This window comes from Pseudorhizobium halotolerans (assembly GCF_902153235.2).
Classification (GTDB): domain Bacteria; phylum Pseudomonadota; class Alphaproteobacteria; order Rhizobiales; family Rhizobiaceae; genus Neorhizobium; species Neorhizobium flavum.
The window spans coordinates 583,074-595,227 of sequence record NZ_CABFWE030000011.1; the positions used below are offsets into that span (position 1 = coordinate 583,074).

Below are 12,154 nucleotides of genomic sequence, written 5' to 3' on the forward strand. Positions count from 1 at the left end.
CGTCATGCGGAAGCAAAGCACGAAGCCGCTCGACCTCATCACCATAGGTCGCTCATCGGTCGATCTCTACGGCGATCAGGTCGGAGGGCGGCTTGAGGACATGCGCTCCTTCTCCAAGTATATCGGGGGCAGCCCCACCAACATCGCTGCGGGCTCGGCGCGGCTGGGCCTGAAGTCGGCGGTGATCACCCGGGTCGGCGACGAGCACATGGGGCGTTTCATCCGCGAACAGCTGGTCGCGGAGGGCGTCGACGTGACGGGGGTGAAGACCGATCCCGAGCGGCTGACGGCACTGGTGCTTCTGGGTATCCGGGACGAGCACAGTTTCCCGCTGATCTTCTACCGTGAGAACTGCGCCGACATGGCGCTCTGCGAGGATGACATTGACGAGGACTTCATAGGCTCTGCGGCTTGTGTCTGCGCCACCGGAACGCACCTCTCCCATCCGCGCACGGAAGCCGCGGTCCTGAAGGCCCTCGACCTCGCCCGCAAGCATGGCGCCCGAACGGCGCTCGACATCGACTACCGCCCCAACCTGTGGGGCCTCGCCGGCCATGGGGCGGGCGAAAGCCGTTTCATCGAATCCGGGGCGGTGACCGCAAAATTGCAATCCACGCTCCACCTCTTCGACCTTATCGTCGGAACGGAAGAGGAGTTCCACATCGCCGGAGGCTCGACCGATACGATCGAGGCCCTGCGCAACGTGCGCAAGGTCTCGTCTGCCACCCTCGTCTGCAAGCGCGGTCCCATGGGTGCCGTCGCGTTCGAGTCCGAGATCGGCGGTCGGCTGGACGATGGGCGATCGGGCCCCGGCTTCCCGATCGAGGTCTTCAACGTGCTGGGCGCCGGGGATGGCTTCATGTCCGGCCTGCTGCGCGGCTGGTTGAGAAACGAAAGCTGGGAGACGGCGCTGACTTACGCCAATGCCTGCGGCGCCTTTGCCGTTTCCCGCCATGGCTGCACGCCCGCCTATCCCTCATGGGAGGAGTTGCAGTTCTTCCTGAAACGAGGTGTCAAGCGCCCGGACCTGCGCAACGATGCGGCACTGGAGCAGGTCCATTGGTCCACCAACCGCAAGGGCGACTGGCCCCAGATGCGAATCTTCGCCTTCGACCACCGCATGCAACTTGAAACCCTCGCCAAGGAGGCGGGAGCGGAGATGAGCCGGATCGGTCAGTTCAAGACCCTCTGCCTGCAATCTGCCTTGAAGGTTGCAGGTGGCCACCATGGCTACGGCATACTTTGCGATGACCGGCTGGGCCGCAAGGCGCTGCATGCAGCTACTGGCACCGGCCTCTGGATTGGCCGGCCGACCGAATGGCCGGGCTCCCGACCGCTGACGCTGGAGCCGTATCTCGGGCCGGACTGCGGCGGACTGGAAAACTGGCCGAAGGACCACGTGGTGAAGGTCCTGTGCTTCTGCCATCCCGGCGACAGCACGGAACTGCGCCAGCAGCAGGAGGAGACACTGCTTCGCCTCTTCGCCGCCGCCCGACGCAACGACCTGGAGTTCCTGCTGGAGATCATCCCCTCCAAGGCCGGTCCGGTAGATGATCGGACAACCGCCGATCTCATTCGCCGCTTCTATGAGATCGGGATTTACCCCGACTGGTGGAAGCTGGAGCCGATGCACTCGCCTGCCGCATGGCAAGCCGCCTGCCAGGCTATCGAGGAAAACGACCCGCATATCCGCGGCATCGTGATCCTGGGCCTTGATGCACCGGAGGCGGACCTGCAGCAAAGCTTCCGGGCAGCTGCACAGTTCGACCTCGTCAAGGGCTTTGCCGTCGGGCGCACGATCTTCGCCGATGCTGCGCGACGCTGGCTGAAGGGGGAGATCAGCGACGCCGAAGCAATCGCCATGATGCAGGAGCGCTACGGCCGCCTCTGCCGGATCTGGGACGAGGCCCGGGCCGCAGCAACGGAAACAGGCTCCACATACGCCGGAGAGACAGCATGAAGACGATCCGACTGACTGCGGCACAGGCCGCCATCCGCTATATCGCCAACCAATTGAACGAGGACGGCGAGCCCTTCATCGCCGGCTGCTGGGCCATCTTCGGGCACGGCAACGTGGCCGGCATCGGCGAGGCGCTGCACAGTGAGCGCGAACGCCTCCAGACCTGGCGCGGCCACAATGAGCAGACCATGGCGCATACTGCAATCGCCTACGCCAAGCAGCTTGGACGACGTCGGGCGATGATGGTTACGTCCTCCATCGGCCCCGGTGCCACGAACATGGTGACCGCGGCGGCACTGGCGCATGTCAATCGGCTTCCCGTTCTTCTCATGCCAGGCGATGTCTTTGCCGGGCGCGGACCGGATCCCGTTCTGCAGCAGGTCGAGGATTTCGATGACGGCACCGTCTCAGCCAATGACTGCTTCCGCCCTGTGAGCCGCTACTTCGACCGGATCATGCGGCCGGAGCAATTGCTGACGGCCCTGCCCCGGGCCTTCCGTACGATGACGGATCCTGCCGACTGCGGACCGGTTACCCTCGCCTTCTGTCAGGACGTGCAGGCCGAGGCATACGACTGGTCGGAGGACTTCTTCGCGCAGAAGACATGGCGCATCCGCCGCCCTCAGCCGGATCTCGTCGAAGTCCGGCAGGTTGCCGCCATCCTCAGGACGGCCCGGAACCCGGTCATCATTGCAGGCGGCGGCGTGCACTATGGGCAGGCACATGCCAACCTGCAGGCATTTGCCGAACGCTTCGACATTCCGGTCGTGGAGACGCAGGCGGGCAAGTCTTCGCTTCCCTGGGATCACCGGCTCAATTTCGGCCCCGTCGGCGTGACCGGCGCATCCAGCGCCAACGCCGTCTGCGCTGACGCTGACGTCGTTCTGGGCGTCGGAACGCGCTTCCAGGATTTCACCACCGGCTCCTGGGCCCTCTTCAACAATCCCGGCCGCAAGCTGATCAGCCTCAACGTCCAGGCCTATGATGCGTCAAAGCACGGTGCCGAGCCGCTGTGCGCCGACGCGGCGGCCGGGCTCTCTGCCCTTGCGCAGGCTCTCGGTGACGCTCGTTTCGCCGCAGCCGATCCTGCGCTGAAGGCGGACTGGTTCGCGGCAGCGGACAGGGTCACAGACGCGCCGGACCCCGAAGAGAACGCGCTGCCGACCGACATGCAGGTGATCGGCGCCGTACAGCGTTCGGCAGGTCCGAAGACCGTGGTGATGTGCGCCGCCGGCACCATGCCGGGAGAACTGCACAAGCTCTGGAAAGCCGGCCGGCCGATGTCCTATCACATGGAATATGGCTACTCCTGCATGGGCTACGAGATCGCTGGGGCGATCGGCATCAAGATGGCGGAGCCGGATCAGGATGTCGTGTGCATGATCGGCGACGGGTCCTACATGATGGCGAATTCCGAACTGGCGACCGCGGTTATGATGGGCGTCAAGATCACGGTGGTGCTAACGGACAATCGCGGCTTCGGATGCATCAACCGGCTGCAGATGAGCACCGGCGGAGCGGAGTTCAACAATCTTCTCGACCACGCCCAGCACGTGAATCCCTCGCGCATCGACTTTGCCGCCCACGCCGCCTCCATGGGGGCCGAGACACGGAAGGTCGCCACGATCGCGGAACTCGAGGCCGCGCTCGTCGAAGCACGTGAGGCGCCCGGACCCTTCGTGGTCGTCATCGACACCGATCCCTATCCATCGACGGAAGCAGGCGGCAGTTGGTGGGACGTCGCGGTCCCGGAGGTCTCGGCCCGCGAGCCCGTACGAAAGGCGCGGGAGCGCTACCTGGAAAACCTCAAGCGACAGCGGGTCAACTGAGGCTCGATCTCCCGTGAACATGAAGCACAACAACATCGCCACCCCGCGCGGCAAAGGATAAGCAGATGAGTGTCAAGATCGGCATCTCCCCCATCGCCTGGCAGAACGATGACCTGCCGGATCTCACCGCCGCCTACACAATGGAACAGGCGCTCGAGGAGGCGCGCGAGATCGGCTATACCGGTGTCGAGCGTGGCCGCCGCATGCCGCAGGACACGGAAGGTTTGAGGCTGTTCCTCCAACGGTTCGACATCGCCCTTTGCGGCGGCTGGTGTTCCGGCAATCTCCTGGTCTCCGATGTCGCCGCGGAACAGGCGGGGATCTTCCCGCAGGTCGAGCAGTTCGCGGCGTTGCAGGCGCCCTGCATCGTCTATGCCGAATGCTCCAACACGGTGCAGGGGCAGATCGGGGTGCCCGTCAACGACCGGCCCAAGCTCTCCCGCGATGAGGTGCATGCCTATGGTCGAAAGCTGACGGAACTTGCCAAATGGACGGCCGGCCAGGGCGTCACCCTTTCCTATCACCACCACATGGGCGCCTTCATCGAGGACCAGGAGGACATCGACTGGCTGATGGAATCCTCCGGGCCTGAAGTGACCCTCTGCTTCGATACCGGCCATCTCGTCTTTGGCGGCGGCGACATTGCCAAGACCATAGACCGCTGGGGCGACCGCATCCATCATGTTCACTTCAAGGATATCCGCCCGGACGTCGTCCGGTACGTCAGGGAGAACAACCGGAGCTTCCTCGACGCCGTTGTAGCCGGCGCCTTTACCGTGCCGGGGGATGGAGCGATCGACTTCCTCGACGTCGCACAGCGGCTGAAGGGCATGGACTATCACGGCTGGATCGTCGTGGAGGCCGAGCAGGACCCGGCCAAGGCGCCCCCTTATGACTATTCGAAAATGGGCTACGAGCACATCCTTGCGGTTTGCACCAAGGCCGGGCTCACGGTTGCCGATCGCGATTGAGCAGACTTCCACGACCGCGCTGAAGCGCCGCTCACATCGCCAGATGGAAGGAAGAACGAATGTCGGAACTCTTGATCAAGCCACGCGGCACAGCCGGAAAGCTGCACGACATCACGGTGGAGAAGGCCAGAAGCGCAAAGTCGCCGGACTGGTCCTATGTCGGCTTCGGGCTCTACCGACTGAAGGCGGGGGAACGTGCCGAGGAAGCGACGGGTGACAGGGAGGTGATCCTCGTGCTCGTCGAAGGCAAGGCAGAGATCGCGGCAGCGGACGCGAGCCTGGGGGTCCTTGGCGAGCGGATGAACGTGTTCGAGCGCAAGAAGCCTGCCTGCGCCTACATACCGAATGGCAGCAGCTGGACCGCGACTGCCGTGACCGACTGCACCTTCGCAGTCTGCACAGCACCTGGACGGGGAAGCTACAAGGCTCGGGTGCTCGACGTGCCCGACCTTGTGACACGCGGCAAGGGCGCCAATACGCGCTACATCTTTCCGATCGCCATGGAGGAATCGGATGTCGCCGACAGCCTGCTCGTGACGGAAGTGTTCACGCCCGCCGGCAACTGGTCATCCTACCCACCGCATCGCCATGACGAGGACCGGTTTCCGGAGATGACCTACCTTGAAGAGACCTATTACCACCGCCTGAACCCCGAACAGGGCTACGGCCATCAACGTGTATTCACCGAGGACGGGACGCTGGACGAGACGATGAGCGTCTCCAACCACGATGTCGTGCTGGTCCCGAAAGGCCACCACCCCTGCGCTGCTCCTTACGGCTACGACATGTACTATCTCAATGTCATGGCGGGCCCTCTCCGCAAATGGCGCTTCCAGAACCATCCGAACCATGACTGGATCGCGAAACGGGACGCCTGAATTGCGTTAGGCGTTGCCGTACTCCCCTGCCGGGGTAGCAGCATTCGTATCCGTCGTGAGCGGCCGCGCCTGGAACGGAGTCGAGACTGTAAAGCCCTTCAGCCGGCGCGAACCGTTTTGCGCCAGATCATTTCGGCGTGCAGTGTCAGCAGGGACCGCTCACCGGAGGCCAGATTGTCGTGGGCGCCGAGCCAACTGACGGTTTCGAGAGCAATCTCATCAACCGGCTGGGCGAAGGTGGTCAAATCATAGGAGCCCCAGGAGGCCTGCTCGATATCATCGAAGCCGACAATACAGACATCAGCGGGTATGGAGAGGCCGAACTCGTGTCGTACGCCATCCATGAACCCGCAGGCTATCAGATCCGTGGCGCAAAAGACTGCGTCGGGGCGTTGGCGTCCGGTCATCATTCTTCGCGCGATCGCACGCCCGCATTCGTATCCGGTAGCGCCCTGCCGTTCCACCAGAACCGGAAGCCCCCGTGCCGCGGCTGCCGCCACGAACCCTGCTTCCCTCGCCAGCAGGCTGGGTGTGCCTGCGGCGGAGTTGGCGAATGCGAGGTGCCTGCACCCCGCCCTCCAGAATGCCTGGACGGCGGTCTGCGCCGCCACGGCGTCGTCGAGATTGATGCGCAGGATGCCTTCCTGCTCTTCGTCCCGATTGATGAGTACGAGGCGCTGGCCATTCCTGAGGCAAAGGTCGATGATGGACCTGTCCGGCATGCCGGACAGGATGATCGATGCTTCGGCTCGGTAGCGTATCGCCTGCTGGAGCGCACGGTCGACGCTTCCGTCGGAGCGATCGGTGTTGATCACCATGGCAACCCGGCGGGAGTTCTGAAGCCGGTCGGTCAATGTGCGTAGCAGGCTCGATCGATAGGGCGTGGCGAGGTCCGAAACGATCAGGCAAACGATGCCGCTTTCCCGGCGCGTGAGTCCCCGGGCGAGGTGATTTACGTGATATCCGAGTTCCTCTGCCGCCTGCAGGACCCGTAGCCGCGTTTCCTTCGAAACGCTGGCCCCCGGCGTAAAGGTACGCGACACCGCCGACCGTGAAACGCCAGCCTTGGCCGCCACCTCCTGGGCACTTACGAAAACTTTTCGGCTCAACGTCGTTCCGATCTGCTTCTTGCACGGGAGTGCACGGGTCTCGTAGCATGCCAAACCTTAATCGCGGAGCGTTACGGTTTGACAGCAGGAAAATTATCATGCAGCATTTGCACACGCTTGCATAGCGGCGGACGTGGAGGCGTCCGTACACCGGAGGAGACCACATGAACTCGATCAAGTTGATCGCGGCAGGGCTTGCCGCGAGCGCATCGCTTATTGCCTTCAACGCCAAGGCGGATGGCAGTCTCAATCTGATCTGCTCGGCAGACGTCGTGATCTGCGAACAGATGCAGGGGGACTTCCAGAAGGAAACCGGGATCTCGGTTAACATGGTCCGGCTCTCGTCCGGAGAGACCTACGCCAAGATCCGGGCAGAAGCCCGCAATCCGAAGACGGATATCTGGTGGGGCGGTACGGGAGACCCTCATCTCCAGGCTGCGGCCGAGAATCTGACCGAGGAATACAAGTCGCCGATGCTTGGGGAACTGCAGGCCTGGGCTGTCAAGCAGGCAGAAAGCGCAGGCTACAAGACGGTGGGCATCTATGCCGGTGCGCTGGGCTGGGGATACAACACGGAGATCTTCGCGTCCAAGGGGTGGAAGGAGCCGAAATGCTGGGCCGATCTGCTGGATCCCGCGCTGAAGGGTGAGATCCAGATGGCGAACCCCAATTCGTCGGGAACGGCCTACACGGCTCTCGCCTCGCTCGTGCAGATCATGGGAGAGGACGAGGCCTACGGCTACATGGAGAAGCTGAACGCCAATATCTCCCAGTACACCAAGTCTGGATCCGCCCCGGTGAAAGCGGCAGCGCGCGGCGAAACCGGGCTCGGCATCGTCTTCATGCACGACGCAGTGTCCCAGACAGCAGAAGGCTTCCCCGTCAAGTCCGTCGCTCCGTGCGAAGGTACCGGCTACGAGATCGGCTCCATGTCGATGGTGAAGGGCGCAAAGAACGTCGAGAACGCCAAGAAGTGGTATGACTGGGCACTTTCTGCGCCGGTGCAGTCCCGAATGAAGGACGCCAAATCCTTCCAGCTACCCTCCAACAAGAGCGCGGACATCCCCAAGGAGGCACCGCGCTTCGAGGACATCAAGCTGATCGACTACGACTTCAAGACCTATGGCGAGCCCGAACGGCGCAAGGCGCTACTTGAGCGCTGGGACAGGGAGATCGGCGCCAAGGCGAACTGACCTCTACCGCCTCATCGGCGTGAACCGCAGGTTGCCGGTTGAGAAACCGGCCACCTGCACGCAATCTCGCATAAATCGGCGCGGCAGGAAGTCTCATGACAACTAGTGATCGTCGACTGGACTGGGCCCTGGGGCTTGGTACCGTCGCCCTTCTCCTCCTTCCCTGGTACCGGATCGAAGGCGGCTTTTTTGGGTTGTCATGGCTGTCCGACTTCCCCGGTGGCACCGATGTCGCCCCTGGCCTTCTTCAGGCCGTTCTTCACGGCCGCTGGTGGTTGGCCATCGCGCTTCTTCTGCTCGTAGCTGCCATTCTGGTGCGGAGCCTTTATCGCCAATCTGAACAGCGCGGCCGGATGCTGACATGGATCGGCGCGCTTGGCATCCTTTTCCTCGCCCTGCAGGGTCTGGCGATCAGCTTTTCCGGTTGGTCCTGGACAATGACCGAGACAATTTTCGGAACGCTTTCGACCGGTCAGCCTTCCATGGGCACCGGCGCGATCATCCTTTCGATCATCTTCATTCTGATCTTCTCCTTCGGCCGCGCGGAATGCGGGGTGATGAAGGGCGACGCCTTCGTCGTCGGCGCCATTGCGCTGCTGGTCTTCCTGGTCGCTGTATTCGTCTTCTATCCGATCGCCAGTATGTTTGTCGGAGCCTTCCAGGATTTCGACGGATCCTTTAACCCGGACGGTTTTCTCGGAAACATCGTCGATCCCTCCATCTGGAGCCTGAACTGCGTGATCGGCGAAGGACGCTGCGGTGTCGCGTGGCGAACCTTCTTCCTTGCGATCATGACCGCGACCGGCTCGACGCTTCTCGGTCTTGCCTTCGCTCTCGTGGCAACCCGGACGGGGTTCCGATTCAAGAAGGGCTTGCGGCTCCTCACCATCCTGCCGATCATCACGCCGCCCTTCGTCGTCGGCCTTGCGCTGACGCTGCTGTTCGGCCGCGCAGGGCTCGTCACCGTCGGGCTCTCCGACTTGTTCGGGATCGAGCCCAGTCGCTGGCTTTACGGCCTGACCGGTATCTGGATCGCGCAGGTCCTGTCCTTCACTCCGATCTCCTTCCTCGTCCTGATCGGCGTAGTAGAAGGCGTGTCCCCCTCGATGGAGGAAGCGTCACAGACGCTGCGCGCCGACCGCTGGCGGACCTTCTGGCACGTCTCGCTCCCGCTGATGAAGCCGGGTCTCGCGAACGCCTTCCTCATCGGCTTCATCGAGAGCATGGCTGACTTCGGCAACCCTCTGGTGCTCGGCGGGAGTCATGGGGTGCTGTCCACCGAGATATTCTTCGCCGTGGTCGGCTCGCAGAACGATCCCTCGCGCGCTGCGGTGCTTGCGATCATCCTGCTCTGCTTCACGCTGTCGGCCTTCCTGGCCCAACGCCTGTGGCTCGGGAAGAGAAACTTCGCCACCGTAACGGGCAAGGGCGACAACGGTGTTCACGCCGCCCTGCCCCGTTCCGTTGCGATCGGCGTCCACGCGATCGTGATTCCCTGGGCGATGTTCACGATCGTGGTCTACGGCATGATCATCGCCGGCGGCTTCATGAAGACCTGGGGCTTGGACAACAGCTTCACGCTCGACCACTATGTCCGCGCCTTCTCCATCAGCTTCACGGGGGATGGCATCGCCTGGACCGGCGTGGCGTGGAACTCCTTCTGGACGACCATGAGGATCGCCCTGATCTCCGCGCCCCTGACGACAGCAGTCGGCTTGATGACGGCCTATCTCATCGTCCGCCAGCGGTTCGCAGGCCGGGAGCTGTTCGAGTTCGCCCTTATGATGAGCTTTGCGATCCCGGGGACCGTAATCGGCATCAGCTACATCATGGCATTCAACCTGCCGCCGCTCGAGATGACCGGTACGGCCGCAATCCTGATTGCCTGCTTCGTCTTCCGCAACATGCCGGTCGGAGTGCGCGGCGGAGTGGCCGCCATGAAGCAGCTCGACCAGAGCCTCGACGAAGCCTCCCTGACCTTGCGAGCCAACAGCTTCCGCACACTGCGCAAGGTGATCCTGCCGCTGCTGCGGCCGGCAATCACGGCAGCGCTCGTCTATTCCTTCGTTCGCGCAATCACGTCGATCAGTGCCGTCATCTTCCTCGTGAGTGCCGAGCACAACATGGCGACGTCCTACATCGTCGGCCTGGTGGAGAATGGTGAATACGGCGTCGCCATCGCCTATTCCTCCGCCCTGATCGTGGTGATGATTGCCGTCATCGCCGTTTTCCAACTCCTGGTCGGCGAGCGTCGCCTCCGCCGTGCCAATCGCATCGCCGGCTCGATGCCCCTTTCGGTCGCGAAGGAGAAAACAGCATGAAGACTCCAGGCTCGGTGGTATTCCAGAACGTCAAAAAGAGCTTCGGTTCGTTTACCGCGATCCACGACCTGTCGATCACGATCGAGCCGGGCACTCTGGTGACACTGCTTGGCCCCTCGGGCTGCGGCAAGACCACGACGCTTCGCATGCTGGCGGGCCTGGAGCATCCCAGCGCCGGCCGCATCTTGATTGGCGGGAAAGACGTGACGATGCTGCCGGCGAACGAGCGCGACGTCTCCATGGTGTTTCAGTCCTACGCGCTATTCCCGCATATGACGGCTCTCCAGAATGTCGCCTACGGCCTCGGATCATCAGGCGTTAAGCCAAACGAAGCGCGAGAGCGGGCCGAAGAGGGGCTGGCGCTCGTCGGTCTCGCCGGAATGGGCGATCGGATACCGGCCGAGCTCTCTGGTGGCCAGCAGCAACGGGTTGCCGTCGCCCGCGCGCTCGTCCTCGAGCCACAGGTTCTGCTCCTCGACGAGCCTCTCTCCAATCTGGATGCGCGGCTGCGCCGTCGCGTGAGGACCGAAATTCGCGATCTGCAGCAGAGGCTCGGCTTCACCGCCGTCTATGTCACGCACGATCAGGATGAGGCCCTTGCAGTCTCCGACCGCATCATCGTCATGAAGGACGGTCGCGTCGAACAGGAAGGTGCCCCCCGCGCCCTGTATGAGGCACCTGCTTCCTCCTTCATTGCCGACTTCATGGGCGAGGCTAACGTCATGTCATGCGATGTCATTGGCATTGAAGGCGATGACGCGCTGATCCGCCTGGGAGCGTTGACGCAGCGGGTGCCGAGACGCGACGTCGCCCAGCCGGGGGAGGCGAAGCTCGCGGTGAGACCCAACGCCATCATTCTGGAACCCGCCGATGATGCCCCCTTCGGGGGCGTCATCACCCACGCGGCATACCTAGGAGGCCATGTCGAGTACGAGGTGGAAACGGAAGGCGGTAGCCTGTTCGTCGTGGATCCGGCCGTGGATCGGATGCTGCCGGCGTCTACGCCCGTCTCCGTTGCCTTCAGGTCCCGTGGCATCGCCATCATCACCCGCTGACCGACAGCGGCACAACCCGAACGAGGAACTCATGACCTCCCATGCCACGACCGGCTATGAAGTCCGGCAGAAATTTGCCGAGAACGTCGCCCGCAAGGCGGGCGCACTGGCGCTCGACTACTTCTTGCGCAGAGAAACGCTTGTCATCGAAACCAAGAAGGACCCGCAGGACGTCGTCTCGATCGCCGACCGGGCCGTGGAGACGCTCATCCGAGAGCAGATCGCCGAGGCCTATCCCAAGGACGGCGTGCTTGGAGAAGAGTATGGAATGGCGGAGAGCAGTTCCGGCTTCACCTGGGTCATCGATCCCATCGATGGCACGAGCCCCTTCGTCAACGGAATGCCGACCTGGTGCGTATCGATTGCGCTGCTGCATGAAGGCGAGCCGGTCGTCGGCGTGATTGCCGCTCCCTGTCAGGACGAATTGTATTCGGCCGCCCACGGACTGGGCGCTCGACTGAACGGCAAGCCCCTCCGCATCGATGGCTCCCGGACGATACGCAATGCCGTCACCGGGGTCGGCGCAAACCATCACGTTCCTCCACGCACCGTCGCCGATTTCGTGGAGGCGTTGTTGACGCAAGGCGGCACCTTCATCCGCAACGGATCCGGCGCACTCATGCTCGCATACGTAGCCGCCGGACGTCTCGTCGGTTATTACGAGCCCTACATGCATGCCTGGGATTGCCTCGCCGGATATTGCCTGGTGCGCGAGGCCGGAGGGTGGTTCTTGCCCTTTCCGGTCGAAGGCGAGCGCCTGACCAAGGGCGCGCCGGTGTTGGCCGCCGGTCCCGGGGCCATCGAGGATCTGCGGACATTGGCACAGCTCTGATAGGGC

Annotated in this window: 9 protein-coding genes; 8 read left to right on the plus strand and 1 reads right to left on the minus strand. The window is 63.1% G+C overall.

The window, feature by feature from the left end:
* Positions 1 to 4: 4 nt before the first annotated feature.
* The 4 genes from FN060_RS18100 to iolB all read left to right on the plus strand — a co-directional run bounded on the left by FN060_RS18100 (position 5) and on the right by iolB (position 5,638).
* Positions 5 to 1,960 carry a bifunctional 5-dehydro-2-deoxygluconokinase/5-dehydro-2-deoxyphosphogluconate aldolase gene (locus tag FN060_RS18100; protein ID WP_142589326.1) on the plus strand — a complete coding sequence of 652 codons (1,956 nt, stop codon included), beginning with the start codon at positions 5 to 7 and terminating at the stop codon, positions 1,958 to 1,960.
* Positions 1,957 to 3,789 (plus strand): 3D-(3,5/4)-trihydroxycyclohexane-1,2-dione acylhydrolase (decyclizing), encoded by a 1,833-nt coding sequence (gene iolD, locus FN060_RS18105; RefSeq protein WP_142589328.1) that lies wholly within the window; start codon positions 1,957 to 1,959, stop codon positions 3,787 to 3,789. Before FN060_RS18100 ends, iolD begins: the two co-directional genes overlap by 4 nt.
* A 65-nt stretch (positions 3,790 to 3,854) precedes the next feature.
* Complete coding sequence (iolE, locus tag FN060_RS18110) at positions 3,855 to 4,760, plus strand: myo-inosose-2 dehydratase (RefSeq protein WP_142589330.1); 906 nt, start codon at positions 3,855 to 3,857, stop codon at positions 4,758 to 4,760.
* Between the two features lie 59 nt (positions 4,761 to 4,819).
* Complete coding sequence (iolB, locus tag FN060_RS18115) at positions 4,820 to 5,638, plus strand: 5-deoxy-glucuronate isomerase (RefSeq protein ID WP_142589332.1); 819 nt, start codon at positions 4,820 to 4,822, stop codon at positions 5,636 to 5,638.
* Between the two features lie 98 nt (positions 5,639 to 5,736).
* Here iolB and FN060_RS18120 read toward each other — a convergent pair whose 3' ends face one another.
* The gene (locus tag FN060_RS18120) at positions 5,737 to 6,747 is read right to left on the minus strand and encodes a LacI family DNA-binding transcriptional regulator (RefSeq protein ID WP_142589333.1); all 1,011 of its coding nucleotides are present in this window, start codon (positions 6,745 to 6,747) and stop codon (positions 5,737 to 5,739) included.
* A gap of 164 nt (positions 6,748 to 6,911) precedes the next feature.
* On the opposite strand from FN060_RS18120, the gene FN060_RS18125 reads away from it, so the two are divergent.
* The 4 genes from FN060_RS18125 to FN060_RS18140 all read left to right on the plus strand — a co-directional run bounded on the left by FN060_RS18125 (position 6,912) and on the right by FN060_RS18140 (position 12,148).
* Positions 6,912 to 7,940, plus strand: a complete 1,029-nt coding sequence (locus FN060_RS18125) for an ABC transporter substrate-binding protein (protein WP_142589335.1) — start codon at positions 6,912 to 6,914, stop codon at positions 7,938 to 7,940.
* A gap of 95 nt (positions 7,941 to 8,035) precedes the next feature.
* On the plus strand, positions 8,036 to 10,261 hold the full coding sequence (locus FN060_RS18130) for an ABC transporter permease (RefSeq protein ID WP_142589337.1): 2,226 nt from the start codon (positions 8,036 to 8,038) through the stop codon (positions 10,259 to 10,261).
* Positions 10,258 to 11,316: an ABC transporter ATP-binding protein gene (locus FN060_RS18135; protein WP_142589339.1), complete on the plus strand. Its 1,059-nt coding sequence runs from the start codon at positions 10,258 to 10,260 to the stop codon at positions 11,314 to 11,316. Before FN060_RS18130 ends, FN060_RS18135 begins: the two co-directional genes overlap by 4 nt.
* A 31-nt stretch (positions 11,317 to 11,347) precedes the next feature.
* The gene (locus FN060_RS18140; RefSeq protein ID WP_142589341.1) at positions 11,348 to 12,148 is read left to right on the plus strand and encodes an inositol monophosphatase family protein; all 801 of its coding nucleotides are present in this window, start codon (positions 11,348 to 11,350) and stop codon (positions 12,146 to 12,148) included.
* Positions 12,149 to 12,154: the final 6 nt, after the last annotated feature.

What these genes read in the sequence shown, in the direction of transcription:
- FN060_RS18100 (WP_142589326.1), top strand. Translation starts at nt 5, where the DNA reads ATGCGGAAGCAAAGCACGAAGCCGCTCGACCTCATCACCATAGGTCGC.
- iolD (WP_142589328.1), top strand. Translation starts at nt 1,957, where the DNA reads ATGAAGACGATCCGACTGACTGCGGCACAGGCCGCCATCCGCTATATC.
- iolE (WP_142589330.1), top strand. Translation starts at nt 3,855, where the DNA reads ATGAGTGTCAAGATCGGCATCTCCCCCATCGCCTGGCAGAACGATGAC.
- iolB (WP_142589332.1), top strand. Translation starts at nt 4,820, where the DNA reads ATGTCGGAACTCTTGATCAAGCCACGCGGCACAGCCGGAAAGCTGCAC.
- FN060_RS18125 (WP_142589335.1), top strand. Translation starts at nt 6,912, where the DNA reads ATGAACTCGATCAAGTTGATCGCGGCAGGGCTTGCCGCGAGCGCATCG.
- FN060_RS18130 (WP_142589337.1), top strand. Translation starts at nt 8,036, where the DNA reads ATGACAACTAGTGATCGTCGACTGGACTGGGCCCTGGGGCTTGGTACC.
- FN060_RS18135 (WP_142589339.1), top strand. Translation starts at nt 10,258, where the DNA reads ATGAAGACTCCAGGCTCGGTGGTATTCCAGAACGTCAAAAAGAGCTTC.
- FN060_RS18140 (WP_142589341.1), top strand. Translation starts at nt 11,348, where the DNA reads ATGACCTCCCATGCCACGACCGGCTATGAAGTCCGGCAGAAATTTGCC.